This is a genomic window from Rhodococcus sp. G6(2025) (assembly GCF_058628105.1).
Map to the genome: position 1 here is coordinate 5582585 of NZ_CP179750.1, position 16352 is coordinate 5598936.

At 67.1% G+C, this 16352-nt stretch carries 14 protein-coding genes and 2 tRNA genes; 5 read left to right on the forward strand and 11 right to left on the reverse strand.

The window, feature by feature from the left end; translation table 11 throughout:
• Window positions 1-6 precede the first annotated feature (6 nt).
• The 8 genes from ACLIVD_RS25740 to ACLIVD_RS25775 form a co-directional block, all read right to left on the reverse strand.
• Window positions 7-780 carry a M23 family metallopeptidase gene (locus ACLIVD_RS25740; protein WP_491930846.1) on the reverse strand — a complete coding sequence of 258 codons (774 nt, stop codon included), beginning with the start codon at window positions 778-780 and terminating at the stop codon, window positions 7-9.
• Between the two features lie 260 nt (window positions 781-1040).
• Window positions 1041-2975, reverse strand: a complete 1935-nt coding sequence (locus ACLIVD_RS25745) for a bifunctional sugar phosphate isomerase/epimerase/4-hydroxyphenylpyruvate dioxygenase family protein (RefSeq protein ID WP_491930847.1) — start codon at window positions 2973-2975, stop codon at window positions 1041-1043.
• A gap of 6 nt (window positions 2976-2981) precedes the next feature.
• A complete protein-coding gene (gene aroQ, locus ACLIVD_RS25750; RefSeq protein ID WP_491930848.1) occupies window positions 2982-3422 on the reverse strand; it encodes a type II 3-dehydroquinate dehydratase in 441 nt (146 codons plus the stop codon).
• Between the two features lie 68 nt (window positions 3423-3490).
• On the reverse strand, window positions 3491-4771 hold the full coding sequence (gene clpX / locus ACLIVD_RS25755; protein WP_005248181.1) for an ATP-dependent Clp protease ATP-binding subunit ClpX: 1281 nt from the start codon (window positions 4769-4771) through the stop codon (window positions 3491-3493).
• 240 nt (window positions 4772-5011) lie between these two features.
• Window positions 5012-5674 (reverse strand): ATP-dependent Clp protease proteolytic subunit, encoded by a 663-nt coding sequence (locus ACLIVD_RS25760; RefSeq protein ID WP_037236299.1) that lies wholly within the window; start codon window positions 5672-5674, stop codon window positions 5012-5014.
• Between the two features lie 48 nt (window positions 5675-5722).
• Window positions 5723-6310: an ATP-dependent Clp protease proteolytic subunit gene (locus ACLIVD_RS25765; protein ID WP_105417063.1), complete on the reverse strand. Its 588-nt coding sequence runs from the start codon at window positions 6308-6310 to the stop codon at window positions 5723-5725.
• A 184-nt stretch (window positions 6311-6494) separates the two neighbouring features.
• On the reverse strand, window positions 6495-7889 hold the full coding sequence (gene tig / locus ACLIVD_RS25770) for a trigger factor (protein WP_283333580.1): 1395 nt from the start codon (window positions 7887-7889) through the stop codon (window positions 6495-6497).
• A gap of 60 nt (window positions 7890-7949) precedes the next feature.
• Window positions 7950-8026 (reverse strand) — tRNA-Pro (locus tag ACLIVD_RS25775).
• 139 nt (window positions 8027-8165) lie between these two features.
• Between ACLIVD_RS25775 and ACLIVD_RS25780 the strand changes: the two genes are divergently transcribed.
• A tRNA-Gly gene (locus ACLIVD_RS25780) sits at window positions 8166-8239 on the forward strand.
• 253 nt (window positions 8240-8492) lie between these two features.
• The gene (locus tag ACLIVD_RS25785) at window positions 8493-9311 is read left to right on the forward strand and encodes a hypothetical protein (protein ID WP_009474078.1); all 819 of its coding nucleotides are present in this window, start codon (window positions 8493-8495) and stop codon (window positions 9309-9311) included.
• Window positions 9312-9318: 7 nt separating this feature from the next.
• On the opposite strand, the gene ACLIVD_RS25790 is transcribed toward ACLIVD_RS25785, so the two are convergent.
• Both ACLIVD_RS25790 and ACLIVD_RS25795 read right to left on the reverse strand, forming a co-directional pair.
• Window positions 9319-10116: an Fpg/Nei family DNA glycosylase gene (locus tag ACLIVD_RS25790; protein ID WP_283333579.1), complete on the reverse strand. Its 798-nt coding sequence runs from the start codon at window positions 10114-10116 to the stop codon at window positions 9319-9321.
• Window positions 10117-10122: 6 nt separating this feature from the next.
• Entirely contained in the window at window positions 10123-10596 is a 474-nt protein-coding gene (locus tag ACLIVD_RS25795; protein ID WP_283333578.1) for a ribose-5-phosphate isomerase, read from the reverse strand.
• Window positions 10597-10663: 67 nt separating this feature from the next.
• Between ACLIVD_RS25795 and ACLIVD_RS25800 the strand changes: the two genes are divergently transcribed.
• Window positions 10664-11638, forward strand: coding sequence for a M48 family metallopeptidase (locus tag ACLIVD_RS25800; RefSeq protein WP_105417194.1), 975 nt, complete (start codon window positions 10664-10666; stop codon window positions 11636-11638).
• Window positions 11639-11662: 24 nt separating this feature from the next.
• Here ACLIVD_RS25800 and ACLIVD_RS25805 read toward each other — a convergent pair whose 3' ends face one another.
• Complete coding sequence (locus ACLIVD_RS25805; RefSeq protein ID WP_283333577.1) at window positions 11663-12292, reverse strand: DsbA family protein; 630 nt, start codon at window positions 12290-12292, stop codon at window positions 11663-11665.
• A 127-nt stretch (window positions 12293-12419) separates the two neighbouring features.
• Between ACLIVD_RS25805 and ACLIVD_RS25810 the strand changes: the two genes are divergently transcribed.
• Both ACLIVD_RS25810 and pepN read left to right on the forward strand, forming a co-directional pair.
• On the forward strand, window positions 12420-13655 hold the full coding sequence (locus ACLIVD_RS25810; RefSeq protein ID WP_283333576.1) for an NAD(P)/FAD-dependent oxidoreductase: 1236 nt from the start codon (window positions 12420-12422) through the stop codon (window positions 13653-13655).
• Between the two features lie 72 nt (window positions 13656-13727).
• Complete coding sequence (gene pepN / locus ACLIVD_RS25815) at window positions 13728-16331, forward strand: aminopeptidase N (protein ID WP_491930849.1); 2604 nt, start codon at window positions 13728-13730, stop codon at window positions 16329-16331.
• Window positions 16332-16352: the final 21 nt, after the last annotated feature.

Here is a 16352-nt window from a genome sequence, read left to right on the forward strand (position 1 = left end):
CAGCGCCTAGCCCTGCCCCTGGGGGACGGGCACGCCGCGGGACTGGAACCAGCCCGCCGGATCCATCTTGGTTCCGTTGACCGCCCACACCTCGTAGTGCAGGTGCGGTCCGGTCGACTGACCCCGGTTGCCCATGGTGGCGATCTGGTCGCCGGCCCGGACCTGCTGCCCGACCGACACCAATGACTGGTCGATGTGGCCGTACACGCCGGTGGTGCCGTCGTCCTGCTGGATGCGGACCCACAATCCGAATCCCGACGCCGGACCGGTCTCGATCACAGTGCCGTTGGTGACGGCCTTGATCGGGGTGCCGATGGAGTTGGCGATGTCGATGCCGTTGTGGTTGGTGCCCCACCGCGGACCGAAGCCCGAGGTGAAGGTGCCGTCGGCCGGGACCAGCACAGCGGGTCGACGTGCCGCTTCCGCGGCCGCAGCCGCGCGTGCAGCCTGTTCGGCGGCCTCGCGAGCCAGCCCCTCGACCTCGGCCTTCTCGAACGCGAGCCGCTCGACCTCACGCTGGGCGGCGCGCTGGAGTTGCTCGGCGTAGTCGACGGGCACTGGGCGCGTGACCTGTAGGAACTGGGGCGGTGTCGAGAGAGACACGCCTGTCTCGGTCGACGCCTGCGCTACCTCACCGGTGGCCGCGGAGGCGATCCCCCCGGATGCGAGCAGTGCAGCGGCCGCCAGCGAGGTCGCGACCAGCCGTCTACGGGAGGTCGTTGTCGAACGGAGGCGCCGGGTGCGCCGGGCGTGCGGGACGGTGTTCGGGTGTAGAGCCAAAACCACATTCCTCTGTCGAGTGCGTGATCGATAACGAAACGGTCACGGTTTCGACACAGGTTAGTACGGATCGGGCTAAATCCTGCGCGTCGCATTGACGAATATGCGGCGATCTCGCGTCCCGAACCGGATTTTCCGGTCTCATCAGTCACATGCACCCCGTGAGCGCACATCGACGACAGTGGTCACGCACGAGAAGTGTCAGAAGTCACGGAGCCCGCGGTCGTGACCGCGGGCTCCGTGACCTTCGAATCAACCGCTCAGCCGGCGGCCCGCAGCTGCGCCGCCAAACGCATCGCGGAGTTCGCGTCCCCGTAACCCTCGTAGCCGCCGACGCGTTGCACCACCTCGAAGAACAGGTCGGCGCCCACCGTCTGGGTGAACAGGTGGAAGAACTCGCCATGGGCATCGGCGTCGTACATGATGCCCGACCCACTCATCCGGTCCAGGAGTTCGCGGGAGAGTCCGAAGCGGGCCTCGAGGTCGTCGTAGTAGTTCGGCGAGATCACGAGGGGCTCGAACCCGTTGGACTGCATGGTCGCGGCGGCGGTGAAAATGTCCGTGCACGAGAACGCGACGTGGCTGATGCCGCCGCGCCGGGCCGCGGCGATGTGGGAGTTGCCCGACACCGCACCCGGAACCATGTTCAAGGAGATGCGCAGCGGACGGTCGATGCCGTCGGCACCCGTCTGATCCATCGTCAGGGCCTGACTGCGCATCATGCCGACCGCGTCGGTGACGTCGAGGCCCTCGTGCGGCGCCATCGCGAACACCGAACGGAGCAGCAGCATGATGCCGTCCCAGTTGTCGGACGGCACGGCGAGCGCCACGTGATCGACCCCGGTGAACACGGCCACCTCGTCCTGCCAGCGCGACTCCGTCGGATACAGGTCGAACGCCGACTGCCACGAGGCGGCACTGCCCGGGCCGCGCAGATCCAGCGACGTCGCATCGGTGATCTTCAGACGCACCACATCCGATTCGGGGGCCGTGTCCACACCGGGCAACAGGACCTCGTGCACCGGGACCTCGAGCGCCGCGGCGCGCTCACCCCACGCATCGGGATCGCTCGACCGGATACCGATCTGGGTGAGCACCGGCAGGTGCGCAGGCAGGCCCGGAGCGGTCCACACGGTGCCCGCGGTCGCGTCCACCACGATGGTCATCCGGCCGTGCCGCCACAGCTGGAGGTCGTGGCTGCGGTGGCGGCCCACCAGACGGAATCCGATGTGCTGCAGCGCCTGCCGAAGGTCGGAATCCTTGCCGGGACCGGCCGCGAGCCGGAGCGACACGATGCCTTCGAGGGGTGCGCGCGGCGGCGGCTCGAACAGGGCCAGACCGCGCCCGGTGTCCTCACCGTGCTCGGCCTGCACGCGTGCGACCTCCTCCTGGAGGTACAGCAGCGAGCGGTGAGCGTCGGCTGCCGTGCGGCCCGTGGACGACTGCCGGAACGTGTCGTTGAAGATCTCGAGCGACCACGGTCCGGTGTATCCGGCGGCCTGGACGTGCGCGCCGAACGTCGCGAGATCGAAGTTGCCCTGCCCCGGGAAGTTCCGGTGGTGCCGGCTCCACTGCAGGATGTCCATCGACATGCGGGGCGCGTCGGCGAGCTGGAGGAAGAAGATCTTCTCCCCCGGGATGTCACGGATGCCGGACGGGTCGTCGCCGCGGGAGAGGATGTGGAAGCTGTCGAGGCAGGTGCCGAGGGCCGGATGATCCGCGTCCTGCACGATCTTCCACGCGTGCCGGTACGTATTGACGTGCGTGCCCCAGGCCAGCGCCTCGTAGGCGATGCGGAGTCCCCGGCTGTGTGCGCGCTCGGCGAGGGTGTGGAGTTGCTCGGTCAGGCGGGCGTCGTCCCGCACCGCCTCGGGCAACGGCGAGGAGCACACCAGCAGGGTGTCGCAGCCGAGCTGCTCCATGATGTCGAACTTGCGCTCGGCTCGGATCAGGTTGCGAGCGAACGTCGTGTCGTCCACGGAGTCCAGATCGCGGAACGGCTGATACAGATCGCGGGTGAGTCCGAGATCCGCTGCGCGGGAAGCCAGCTCACGCGGCGACCACGGCGAGCTCACGAAATCGGGTTCGAACACCTCGAATCCGTCGAACCCGGCTGCCGCGATCGCGGTGACCTTCTCCTCCAGCGATCCGCTCAGGGATACCGTGGCAACGCTCGTACGAACCTGTCGTCCCATGTGGCGTCAGCCCTTGTTGCAGATGAAGTCGACGGCCAGCGCATAGCCGAGAATGCCGAGTCCGGCGATCACACCGGTCGCGACTCCGGACACGTACGAGTGGTGCCGGAATTCCTCGCGGGCGTGCACGTTGCTGATGTGCACCTCGACGAGCGGCACATCGAGCGTCACCAGGGCGTCGCGCAACGCCACCGACGTGTGCGTGAAACCGCCGGGGTTGATCACGACGCCCGACGCCGTGGTCCGGGCCTCGTGCACCCAGTCGATCAGATGGCCCTCGTGGTTGGACTGCCGCGCGACGATCTCACGTCCGGCTTTCGCAGCAGCCGTGCGGCACAACTCGACCACGTCGTCGAGCGTCTCCCGCCCGTACACCTCGGGTTGCCGTTGCCCCAGCAGGTTCAGGTTGGGGCCGTTGAGAACAAAGATCGGTCCGGGAGCGGTCATCGCGCGCTTTACCTCCATTTGTACGAACTAGTGAGTTAGTTCGCACCCAGGATACAGCGCGCTTCCGCCTAGGCGGACTTGTCTCGGCGTTCTCCCCGCTCCGGCTTGCGCGGAACGATGGTCGGAAGCACGTTGTCGTTGACCGTCTCGGCGCTGACCACGACCTTCTCGACGTCGTCACGGCTCGGGATGTCGTACATGACCGGCAGCAGGACTTCCTCCATGATCGCGCGCAGTCCACGAGCACCGGTTCCGCGGAGGATCGCCTGGTCGGCGATGGCCTCGAGCGCGTCCGTGGTGAACTCCAACTCCACGCCGTCCATGTCGAACAACCGGTTGTACTGCTTGACCAGCGCGTTCTTCGGCTCGGACAGGATCTGGACGAGCGATTCCTTGTCGAGGTTCGTCACCGACGCCACCACGGGAAGACGACCGATGAACTCGGGGATGAGCCCGAACTTGATCAGGTCTTCCGGCATGACCTCCGCGAAGTGGTCCTGGGTGTCGATCTCCGCCTTGGACCGCACCTCCGCACCGAAACCGATGCCGCGCTTGCCCACGCGATCGGACACGATCCGCTCGAGGCCGGCGAACGCCCCCGCCACGATGAACAGGACGTTCGTCGTGTCGATCTGGATGAACTCCTGATGCGGGTGCTTGCGACCGCCCTGCGGCGGCACGCTGGCCTGCGTGCCCTCGAGAATCTTCAGCAAAGCCTGCTGCACACCCTCGCCGGACACGTCCCGCGTGATCGACGGGTTCTCGCTCTTGCGGGCGATCTTGTCGACCTCGTCGATGTAGATGATGCCGGTCTCGGCGCGCTTGACGTCGTAGTCGGCGGCCTGGATCAGCTTGAGGAGAATGTTCTCGACGTCCTCACCGACGTAGCCGGCTTCGGTGAGCGCCGTCGCATCGGCGATCGCGAACGGGACGTTGAGCATCTTCGCCAGCGTCTGAGCCAGATACGTCTTGCCGCAGCCCGTGGGACCGAGCATGAGAATGTTCGACTTCGCCAGCTCGACCGTCTCGCCGCGCGCATCACGACCCTTGTCACCGGCCTGGATGCGCTTGTAGTGGTTGTAGACCGCAACGGCGAGAGTCCGCTTGGCGGCATCCTGGCCGATCACGTAGTTCTCGAGGAAGTCGCGGATCTCGGCCGGCTTCGGCAGCTCGTCGAGCTTCACCTCGCTGGACTCGGCCAGCTCCTCTTCGATGATCTCGTTGCACAGGTCGATGCACTCGTCGCAGATGTACACCCCAGGCCCAGCAATGAGCTTCTTGACCTGCTTCTGGCTCTTACCGCAGAAAGAGCACTTGAGCAGATCCCCGCCGTCACCGATGCGTGCCATCTCGTCAGGTCCCTACTTCCTTCGTCTACGTGCAACCATCGAACCGATCCCACGCCGTGCGCGCACCGACCGAAAACGAAAGCCCGTTATGTGACCGTACCCGCAGATCGCGAGCGAGGTCGACTGGTTGTCGGTGATTCGCGCACCGATCTTCCGGGAAAGCCAGCCTTGCCGATCCCGCACCCGGCTCGCGGCAACCGCGCCGTCACGGCGTGTCGCCCGAGCCGGGGCGGCAGGAAATCACTTCTGGGCGCTGAGTTTGCGGTACTCGAGCACGTCGTCGATGATTCCGTATTCCTTGGCCTCGGCGGCCGTGAGGATCTTGTCGCGGTCGGTGTCCTTGCGGATCACGTCGGCGTCCTTGCCGGTGTGCTTCGCGAGGGTGGTCTCCATCAGGCGACGCATCCGCTCGATCTCGGCGGCCTGGATCTCGAGGTCGGAGACCTGACCCTGGATGCCGCCGGTGGCGGGCTGGTGGATGAGGACACGAGCGTTCGGCAGGGCGAGACGCTTGCCGGGGCTACCGGCCGCCAGCAGCACCGCGGCAGCCGAGGCCGCCTGGCCGAGGCACACCGTCGTGATGTCGGCGCGCACGTACTGCATGGTGTCGTAGATCGCCATCAGCGAGGTGAACGAGCCACCCGGCGAGTTGATGTACATGGTGATGTCGCGATCGGGGTCCAGCGACTCGAGAACGAGAAGCTGAGCCATCACGTCGTTGGCCGACGCATCGTCCACCTGCACGCCGAGGAAGATGATGCGCTCCTCGAACAGCTTGTTGTACGGGTTGGACTCCTTGACGCCGTAGCTCGAGTGCTCGATGAACGACGGCAGGATGTAACGCGACTGGGGGCCTGCGGGCGCCTGGCCTCCCAGGCTGCGGGGATCGAACAGGTTGGTCATCAGTTCTCCAAGGGATGTGTGGGAGCGGTCAGTGAGGAAGCCGGGCTGCTACTGCCCGGTCCCGCCCGCCTGCGCCGCGCGGGAGACGACGTGGTCGACGAAACCGTATTCGAGTGCCTGCTTCGCGGTGAACCAGCGGTCACGATCCGAATCGGCGGTGATCTGCTCGACCGTCTGACCGGTGTGCTCGGCGATCAGCTCGGCCATTTCGCGCTTGGTGTGCGCGAACTGCTCGGCCATGATCGCGATGTCACTGGCGGTACCACCGATTCCGGCGGACGGCTGGTGCATCATGATCCGCGCGTGCGGGAGGGCGTAGCGCTTGCCCTTGGCCCCGGCGGAGAGCAGGAACTGGCCCATCGACGCGGCCAGACCCATTCCGAACGTCGCGACGTCGCACTCGGCGAACTGCATCGTGTCGAAGATCGCCATACCGGCGCTGACCGACCCGCCGGGCGAGTTGATGTAGAGGGAGATGTCCCGGCTGGGATCCTCTGCCGACAACAGCAGGATCTGAGCGCACAGCTTGTTCGCGATGTCGTCGTCGACCTGGGTACCGAGGAAGATGATGCGCTCGCGCAGCAGGCGTTCGTACACCGAGTCGCTGAGGTTCAACCCAGCGGTGGCTGAAGTCATGGCGGGACTCTGCAAAGTCTCCAGGTGATTGGAAGTCACGGTACCTGCCTTCTCCGTAAATCGTTGATTGCTGACACAGACACTAACGAAGGAGGGCGGCACCGGAGTCCCGGTGCCGCCCTACTTCGCTCAAAGCGGAAAACAACTCACAGCCGAACGCGAGAAAAACATCCCGCGACCAGCATTACTTCTGGTCTTCGCTCTCGGTGGAATCCGACGCAGCCTCGTCCGTGGACGCAGCCTCCTCGGCCTCGGCCTCACCGTTGCCGAACAGTTCGGCGGTGTCGACAGCGGCACCCGAGGTGTCGGTGACGGTGGCCTGCTCGACGACACCGGCGAGAGCCTTGCCGCGACGCACGTCCGCGAAGACGGCGCCGAGCTGACCGGCCTGCTGAATCTGCTGGATGAACTGCTCGGGCGCCATGCCGTAGCGCTGCGCCTGGAACAGGATGCGCTCGGTGAGCTCGTCCTGGCCGACGGTGACGTCGGAGGCGTCGGCGATGGCGTCCAGCAGCAGCTGGGTCTTCACCGAGCGCTCGGCGCTCTCCTTGGCGTCCTTGTCGAACTCTTCGCGGCTCGTGCCCTGCTCCTCGAGGAGCTTGTTCAGCGCTTCCTCGTCGTGATCGAGACCGTGCACGGCGTCGTGGAGTGCAGCGTCGACCTCGGCCTTGACGACAGCCTCGGGCAGCGGGACCTCGACGGTCTCCAGGAGGGTCTCGAGGACCTTGTCGCGGATCTGACCGGCCTGCTCGACCTTGCGAACGCGTCCGACGCGCTCACGCAGGTCGGCCTTCAGCTCGTCGAGGGTGTCGAACTCGCTTGCCAGCTGAGCGAACTCGTCGTCCTCGGCGGGCAGCTCGCGCTCCTTGACGGTGCCGACGGTGACGGTGACGACAGCTTCCTTGCCCGCGTGGTCACCGGCGACGAGCGTCGAGGTGAACTCCTTGGACTCGCCGGCCTTGACGCCGACGACGGCCTCGTCGAGGCCCTCGATGAGCTGACCCGAACCGACCTCGTGCGACAGACCGCTCGCGGTGGCCTCGGGAACGGCCTCACCGTCGACGGTGGCCGACAGGTCGATGGAGATGAAGTCTCCGTCCTCGACCGCACGCTCGACTCCGGTGAGGGTGCCGAAGCGCTGACGCAGCGACAGCAGCTGCTCCTCGACGGCCTCGTCGGTGATCTCGATCGGATCGACGGTGACGCTCAGCTCGCTGTAGTCGGGCAGCGTGATCTCGGGACGGACGTCGACCTCGGCGGTGAACTCGAGGAGCTCGCCGTCCTCGATCTTCGTGATCTCGATCTCGGGCTGACCGATCGCCTTCACCGAGGCGCTGGTGACGGCCTCGGAGTAGCGGGACGGGAGTGCGTCGTTGACGACCTGCTCCAGGACTGCGCCACGACCGACACGGGCTTCGAGCAACTTGGCCGGTGCCTTGCCCGGACGGAAGCCGGGGAGACGGATCTGTTGCGCGAGGGCCTTGTAGGCCTTGTCGAAATCAGGCTTGAGCTCCTCGAAGGGCACCTCAACGTTGATACGGACTCGCGTCGGGCTGAGCTGCTCGACGGTGCTCTTCACGGACTGGCTCCTTCGTGTGGTCGTGCTTTTTCGGTGCGGCAGTTGCCTGCCCTGTGGTTCTGGTCGGGGTGACAGGATTTGAACCTGCGACCCTCCGCTCCCAAAGCGGATGCGCTACCAAGCTGCGCTACACCCCGGTCGAAGCCGGCTCTCGCCAACCTCGCGAGGACCCGAGGAAGAATCCTACGGCCCCCCGATTATGAAATCCAAAGCGAGGTTGGGTACAGTCACTCATCGCAGACGACATGCATGGCGATCCCAGGTTGTCGTATGCACGGGGATGTAGCTCAATGGTAGAGCCTCAGTCTTCCAAACTGATTACGCGGGTTCGATTCCCGTCATCCCCTCCACACAGGAGCGTTCCCACCCCAGGGAACGCTCCTTTTTTGTCGCGCACGGGCGGTCGCGGACGCCTCGGCTGCTATGACATGCGTCACAGGCGCACGAGACGCGCCCGCGCCTCTCTTCTGCGGACCGCTCCCCCGTTCGCCGAGCGCGTAAGCACGATTTCGGTCAGTACTCTGGGAGATGTCTGATTTGTCCCCTACTCGTGGATGTTGCAGCCCCGCAGCCGGCGGTCCGCGAGAACTCCGGAGGCCCACCGTGGAACTGCTACTCATTCTCGTGATCGTGGCGGCGGTCGCCTTCCTGGTGGTGAGGAGCCGCAACAACCGCGCCGGGCAGACCGCGAACCAGCTCGAGGACGCCAAGGCGGACGCTCGCCAGGCCATCGAACGGCTCGGCGGACAGGTGTACAGCCTCACCGGGTCCGACACCGCCTCGCAGCAGGCACTCGCCGACGCGTCCGAGCGGTACACCGCGGCGGGCTCCCAGATCGATCAGGCCACGACGCCCGTCCAGGCGCGTCTCGCCAAGCAGACGGCGCTCGAGGGTCTCTACTACATCCGCGCCGCCCGGACGGCCATGGGCATGGACCCCGGCCCGGAGATTCCGTCGATCGACGGCCAGAAGTCCGCGGGAGCGGTCACCGAGGACCGTGAGGTCGAGTTCGAGGGGCGGCAGGTCGCGGCGTCGCCGAACCCGTCGTCGAAGACCCCGAACTACTACCCCGGTGGCCGTGTCGCGGGACGCCCGGTTCCCGCCGGCTGGTACTCGGAGCCGTGGTGGAAGCCCGCTCTCGTCGCAGGCGCGTGGGGCCTGGGCTCGATGTTCCTGTTCTCGGCGATGTTCTCGGGGATGGCCGGAGTGGGGTACGACGCGCAGGGCTTCGAGAGCGGAGCGGGCGACGCGTCCCAGGACACCGGTGACGCGGGTGCGGACGGCGGTGGCGACGGCGGTGACGCAGGCGCAGACGGCGGCGGCGACATGGGCGGGGACGCCGGTGGCGACGGCGGCGGATTCGACTTCGGCGGCGGCGGAGACGGCGGCGGGTTCGACTTCGGCGGCGGGTTCGACTTCTAGCCGGCCGTCAGGAGGGCTGGCAGCTCGGGCACCAGAAGAGGTTGCGGCCCTTCATGACCGAGTGGGTGACCGGGGTGCCGCAGATCCGGCACGGTGATCCCGCCCGCCGGTAGACGTACGTCCGGGGACGGTCCTTGGCATACGCCGGATCGCCGTGATCGTCCTCGGGACGGACGACGTGCATCTTGCCGCGGCGGACCCCGACCTTCATCAGGGCGACGAGGTCGGCCCACAGCGCGTCCCACTCGGCACGGGACAGCGCACGGCCGGGCCTGTCGGGGTTGATGCCGTGCCGGAACAGGACCTCCGCCCGGTACACGTTGCCGATGCCGGCGATCACGGCCTGATCCATCAGCAGTGCCCCGATCGGGGTCTTCGACGCCGAGATGCGCTTCCACGCCTTGTCGGGGTCGGCGTCCGTGCGGAGCGGGTCCGGCCCCAGCCGCGCCTCGATGGCGGCGACCTGCGGCGGATGGAGAACCTCGCAGGCCGTCGGACCGCGGAGGTCGGTGCCGAATTCGGCGCCGACCATCCGCATCCTGACCTGCCCGACCGGCGGTTCCATCGGTACGGCCGATTCCGTGAACGCTCCGTACAGTCCCAGGTGGACGTGCACGACCAGTCCCGACTCGTAGTGATGCCACAGGTGTTTACCCCAGGCCTCGGACCTGACGAGAACGCGGCCGTCGACGAGCGCCGCGTCCTCGGAAAATCTGCCCTGCGGGCTCAGCACCCGCACCGGCGCACCGGCGAACCGGCGTTGGTGTAGCCGGGCCAGCCGGTGCAGGGTGTGACCTTCGGGCAAGGGCGATCAGGCCTCGGGCAGGGCGGGGGCGACGCCGGTCTTCTCGAACTCGGACAGGATGTCGATGCGGCGCTGGTGGCGCTCCTCGTTCGACCACTCGGCGGCGAGGAACGCGTCCACGATCGCGAGGGACTCCTCGAGGGAGTGCATGCGCCCGCCGAGGCCGATCAGCTGAGCCTTGTTGTGCTGGCGGGCCAGCTGCGCGGTCTCGACGCTCCACGCCAGGGCACACCGCGCACCCTTCACCTTGTTCGCGGCGATCTGCTCACCGTTGCCGCTGCCGCCCAGCACGATGCCGAGGCTGCCCTCGTCGGCGACGACACGACGGGCCGTCTCGATGCAGAAGGCGGGGTAGTCGTCGAGGGCGTCGTAGACGTGAGCGCCGCAGTCGACGGTCTCGTGGCCCGCGGCCTTCAGGTGTTCGATGATCTCGTTCTTACGTTCGAATCCGGCATGGTCGGCACCCAGGTATACGCGCATGACTGGTGATTCTGTCAGGCGTCGTCGCGAATCGTGTCAGGGGCCCGGGACGCTTATCGTGATCAGCATGTATCCCGACAACGGACAGAACTGGGGACAGTCGTATCCGGGACATCGGCCGGTCTCCGCGCAGCACCAGTGGGGCGTCGGGACGGGATGGAATCCTCCGGTCCCGTTGCCGGGCCTCATGCCGAACGACCGGCCCGCCCGGCACTCGTGGGAGATCCCGCTGCTCGTGGTGGCCATCGTTCTCACCGTCGTCGCCTACGTGGCGGCGATCGCGGCGCTCTTCCTCGGCGTGGTGTCCACGTGGGTGCTCATCGTGCTGGTCGCGCCGATCCTCATCGCCGTCGGCCGCGGCCAGCTCTACGGCTCGCAGCAGGTGAACGGGATCAAGATGACACCCACCCAGTTCCCCGACGGGTACCGGATGGTGGCCGAGGCGGCCGCACGGTTCGGGATGACCGAACCACCCGACGCGTACGTCGTGCTCGGGAACGGCCGGATCAACGCGTTCGCGTCCGGACACGGCTTCCGCCGGTTCGTCGTGGTGTACAGCGATCTGTTCGAGATCGGCGGCGAGGCCCGCGAGCCCGATGCCCTCGCCTTCATCATCGGCCACGAGGTCGGTCACATCGCGGCCGGCCACGCCTCCTACTGGCGGCAACTGGGACAGTTCGCCGCCAACTACATTCCCGTCGTCGGGTCGGCGCTGTTCCGTTCGATGGAATACACCGCGGACAACCACGGCTACTGCGTCCGGCCCCAGGGCGCCCGCGGCGCGATGGGCGTTCTCGGCGCCGGCAAATATCTCGTGAGCATCGTCGGATTCGACGAACTCGCCGACCGGGCCACCACCGAACGCGGGTTCTTCCCGTGGTTCGTGAATCTGCTGTCGGGACATCCGGTGCTCACCTGGCGTGCCGCCGCCCTGCGGAACAGGACCCGGCACGGTCACCTGTTCGTGAAACCCGGCCAGATCTACCGCGATCCGCAGCAACTGCAGTACGCGGCCGACCCGGCCGGGCCCGTCACTCGGTGACCGTGCCCAGGATCGGGGCGGGGCTCAGTCGAACTGGGGGTCCTCGGTCCGGGTGCGCTTGAGCTCGAAGAAGTGCGGGTAGCCGGCCAGTGCGACCGCACCGTCCCACACCTTCCCCGCGTCCTCGCCGCGGGGAATGCGCGACAGGACCGGGCCGAAGAACGCGACACCGTTGACGTGGATCGTCGGGGTTCCGACGTCCGGTCCGACGGCATCCATGCCTGCGGCGTGACTCTCGCGCAGTGCGGCGTCGTACTCCTCCGATTCGGCGGCCTCGGCCAGTTCGGCCGGCAGCCCGACCTCGGCGAGCGACTTGACGATCACGTCGCCGAAGTCCTTGTTGCCCTCGTTGTGGATGAGCGTGCCCATCGCCGTGTACAGCGGCAGCAGGATCTCGTCACCGTGCTTCTGCGCGGCCGCGATCAGCACCCGCACCGGCCCCCACGCCTTGGTCATGAGCTCGCGGTATTCCTCCGGCAGATCCCGACCCTCGTTGAGAACGGCCAGGCTCATCACATGGAAGTTCGCCTGCAGGTCGCGCACCTGCGTGGCCTCGAGGATCCATCGCGACGTGATCCAGCACCACGGGCACAGTGGGTCGAACCAGAAATCAGCGACGTCCTTGGCGGTCCCGGCGTTCGTCCCAGCACTCACGTGATGCTCCTTCTCGGTGATGTACACATTCCCGTCCAGTCAACACCTCCCTGCCGGGAATCCTTCCCGGAGACCCGGCTCGCGGCAGTAGGGTCGAGAGTGGTCGACCGGAAGGGAGCATCCTCACATGTCCTCCACTCGCACGTTCGTCGTCGTCGGCGGCGGCCTCGCCGGAGCAAAAACGGCAGAAGCATTGCGTGACAAGGATTTCGACGGTTCGATCATCCTCCTGTCGGAGGAGGAACATCTTCCCTACGAGCGACCTCCGCTGTCGAAGGAACACTTCGCAGGCAAGAAGGCTCTCGGCGACTTCACCGTCCATCACGGCGACTGGTACCGCGACCATCACGTGGATCTGCGGCTCGGCACCACCGCCACCGCCCTCGACCTCACCGCCCACACCGTGACGCTGCCGGACGGTTCCACCCTGGGCTACGACAAGCTCGCCCTCGCGACCGGTTCGCGCTCGCGCCGCCCACCGATCTCCGGGTCCGACGCCGAGGGCGTCCACTACCTCCGCACCATCGACGAATCGGACAAGCTCATCGAGGCGGTCGCCGGTGGCCGACGACTCGTGGTGATCGGCGCCGGCTGGATCGGCCTCGAGGTGGGGGCCTCCGCACGGGAGAAGGGCGCCGACGTGACGGTGGTGGAAGCCGCCGAAGTTCCGCTGCTCGGCTCCCTCGGCCCCGAGATCGGCTCGGTCTTCGCCGAACTCCACCGCGAGCACGGCGTTCAACTGCACCTCGGCGCCACGGTCGAGGAAATCGTCGTCGACGACGGCAAGGCCACCGGGGTTCGGCTGGGCGACAGCACCGTCCTTCCCGCCGACGCCGTCCTCGTCGCCGTCGGCGCGGCACCCAATATCGAGATCGCGGAGCGGGCCGGACTCGACGTCGACGGCGGCGTTCTCGTCGACGCCGGGTTGCAGACCAGCGACCCCGACGTCGTCGCGGTGGGCGATATCGCCGCGCAGTGGCATCCGCAGCTCGGCACCCGAATCCGGGTCGAGCACTGGGCTAATGCGCTCAACCAGCCGTCCGTGGCCGCCGCCACCATGCTCGGGCACGCGGCCGAATACGGGAACCTGCCCTACTTCTTCACCGACCAGTTCGATCTGGGCATGGAGTACGTGGGGTACGCCCCGCACGATTCGTACGACCGGGTGGTCGTGCGTGGCGATTTCGCCGCACGCGAGTTCCTGGCCTTCTGGCTCGACGCGGACAACCACGTCCTCGCCGGCATGAACGTCAACATCTGGGATGTCACCGATCAGATCAAGCAACTGGTGTCCTCGTCCGCCCCGGTCGATCCCGACCGCTTGGCCGACCCCGGGGTGCCGTTGACCGACCTGTCCGGTTAACACCCCGCTCCCACTCGTGATGGGATGGCAGCATCGAGTACGAGCACCGCCGCCGATCACGAGGAGACCTCTGTGGCCCCACCGAACCTGACCCGCGAACAGGCAGCCGAACGAGCCGGACTGCTGACCGTCGACAACTACCTGATCGAACTCGACCTCACCGACGGGACAGGTCAGCCCGGAGTCGAGACGACAATCCAGCCCGGAGTCGAGACGTTCTCCTCTCGCACCACCGTCACGTTCGGGGCCACCCCCGGCGCGTCCACGTTCGTCGACATCGTCGCGGCCCGTGTGCATTCGGCCACGCTGAACGGCTCCCCCGTCGACGTGTCGAACTACGACGAGTCCACCGGCATCACACTCACCGATCTCGCGGAACGCAACGAACTGGTGGTCGAGGCCGACTGCGCGTACTCGCACACCGGTGAAGGGCTACACCGCTTCGTGGACCCGACCGACGACGCGGTGTACCTGTACTCGCAGTTCGAGACCGCCGACGCCAAGCGCATGTTCGCCTGCTTCGACCAGCCCGACCTGAAGGCGACGTTCGACGTGCACGTCACGTCCCCCGCCGACTGGAAGGTGATCTCCAACTCCGCGACCGTCGAGACGGTGGCGCCGGAACCCGGCCGTCACATCTTCCGCACCACACCGAAGATGAGCACCTACCTCGTCGCGCTCATCGCCGGCCCGTACGCGGAGTGGACCGACAACTACTCCGACGAGCACGGCGACATTCCCCTCGCGATCTACTGCCGCGCCTCGCTCGGGAAACACATGGATTCCGAGCGCCTGTTCACGGAAACCAAGCAGGGCTTCGCGTTCTACCACCGCAATTTCGGCACCCCCTACGCGTTCGGGAAGTACGACCAGCTGTTCGTTCCCGAATTCAATGCGGGCGCAATGGAGAACGCCGGCGCCGTGACGTTCCTCGAGGACTACGTCTTCCGGTCCAAGGTGACCCGGGCGTCGTACGAGCGGCGCGCCGAGACCGTGCTGCACGAGATGGCGCACATGTGGTTCGGCGACCTCGTCACCATGCGCTGGTGGGACGACCTGTGGCTCAACGAGTCCTTCGCGACGTTCGCCTCCGTGCTCTGCCAGAGCGAGGCCACCGAATACACCAACGCCTGGACCACGTTCGCCAACGTCGAGAAGTCCTGGGCGTACCGGCAGGATCAGCTGCCGTCCACCCACCCCATCGCCGCCGACATCCCGGACCTCGCCGCGGTCGAGGTGAACTTCGACGGCATCACGTACGCGAAGGGCGCCTCCGTCCTCAAGCAGCTCGTCGCGTACGTCGGGCTCGACCCCTTCCTGTCCGGCCTGCGGGACTACTTCCGCGACCACGCCTTCGACAACGCCACGTTCGACGACCTCCTCGGTGCACTCGAGAAGTCTTCGGGCCGCGACCTGTCCGACTGGGGAGCCCAGTGGCTCAAGACCACCGGGCTCAACATCCTGCGTCCCGAATTCGACGTCGACGCGGACGGCAAGTTCACCCGGTTCGCCGTTCTGCAGTCCGGCGCCGCACCCGGTGCCGGTGAGCGACGGGTGCACCGCATCGCCGTCGGCGTGTACGACGACCGGGGCGGCAAGCTCGTGCGCACGAAGCGGGTGGAACTCGACCTCGACGCCACCGAACGCACCGACGTCACCGACCTCGTCGGTGTCGAACGCGGGCAGCTGATCCTCGTCAACGACGACGACCTCACGTACTGCTCGCTGCGGCTCGATCCCGACTCGCTCGCCACCGCCATCGACCGGATCGGCGACATCGACGAGCCGCTCCCCCGCACCCTGGTGTGGTCGGCGGCCTGGGAGATGACGCGTCAGGCCGAACTCAAGGCGCGAGACTTCGTCGCCCTCGTGCAGCGCGGCATCGGTGCCGAAACCGAGGTCGGCGTCGTCCAGCGACTGCTGATGCAGGCCCAGACCGCGCTGCACAGCTACGCCGAACCCGAGTGGGCCAAGGAACACGGCTGGCCGGACTTCGCGAACCGGCTCCTCGAACTGGCACGGGAAGCCGAGTCGGGTTCGGATCATCAGCTGGCGTTCGTCAACGCGCTGGCGGGCGCGCAGCTGTCGGCATGGCACACCGAGGTCCTGCAGGAACTGCTCGACGCCGCACCCGAAACGGTCGGGCTGCCGGGCCTCGTCGTCGACACGGACCTGCGCTGGCGTCTCGTCACCGCGCTCGCCGGGGCCGGTGAGATCGACGCCGAGGGCATCGAGACGCCGTTCATCGACGCCGAAGCCGAACGCGATCCCACCGCGGCAGGCGCTCGCAACGCCGCCGCGGCGGCCACCGTCCGCCCGCAGGCCGCGGTGAAGGAACAGGCCTGGAACCGGGTGGTCGGCGACGATTCCGTGCCGAACATCACCGCCCGCTCGATCATCGGCGCTTTCGCCGGTCACGGGCAGTCCGAGATCCTCGCACCGTACGTGACCCGCTACTTCGCGGACATCCCCGCGGTGTGGGAGCGGCGTTCGAGCGAGGTCGCGCAGACCGTCGTCGTGGGCCTGTACCCGTCGTGGTCGATCAGCGAGGAGTCCGTGGCGGCAGCCGACGAGTTCCTGGCCGGCGACCATCCCCCGGCACTGCGCCGCCTGGTGGTCGAGGGCCGGGCCGGCATCGTCCGGTCGCTCGCGGCCCGGAAGTTCGACGCGAGCTGATCGGTGGCCGATCCTGCCGGC

Excerpts from the sequence above, each read along its gene's own strand:
- ACLIVD_RS25745 (WP_491930847.1), bottom strand. The coding sequence starts at position 2,975 with ATGGGACGACAGGTTCGTACGAGCGTTGCCACGGTATCCCTGAGCGGA.
- aroQ (WP_491930848.1), bottom strand. The coding sequence starts at position 3,422 with ATGACCGCTCCCGGACCGATCTTTGTTCTCAACGGCCCCAACCTGAAC.
- clpX (WP_005248181.1), bottom strand. The coding sequence starts at position 4,771 with ATGGCACGCATCGGTGACGGCGGGGATCTGCTCAAGTGCTCTTTCTGC.
- ACLIVD_RS25760 (WP_037236299.1), bottom strand. The coding sequence starts at position 5,674 with ATGACCAACCTGTTCGATCCCCGCAGCCTGGGAGGCCAGGCGCCCGCA.
- ACLIVD_RS25765 (WP_105417063.1), bottom strand. The coding sequence starts at position 6,310 with ATGACTTCAGCCACCGCTGGGTTGAACCTCAGCGACTCGGTGTACGAA.
- ACLIVD_RS25795 (WP_283333578.1), bottom strand. The coding sequence starts at position 10,596 with ATGCGCGTATACCTGGGTGCCGACCATGCCGGATTCGAACGTAAGAAC.
- ACLIVD_RS25800 (WP_105417194.1), top strand. The coding sequence starts at position 10,664 with ATGTATCCCGACAACGGACAGAACTGGGGACAGTCGTATCCGGGACAT.
- ACLIVD_RS25810 (WP_283333576.1), top strand. The coding sequence starts at position 12,420 with ATGTCCTCCACTCGCACGTTCGTCGTCGTCGGCGGCGGCCTCGCCGGA.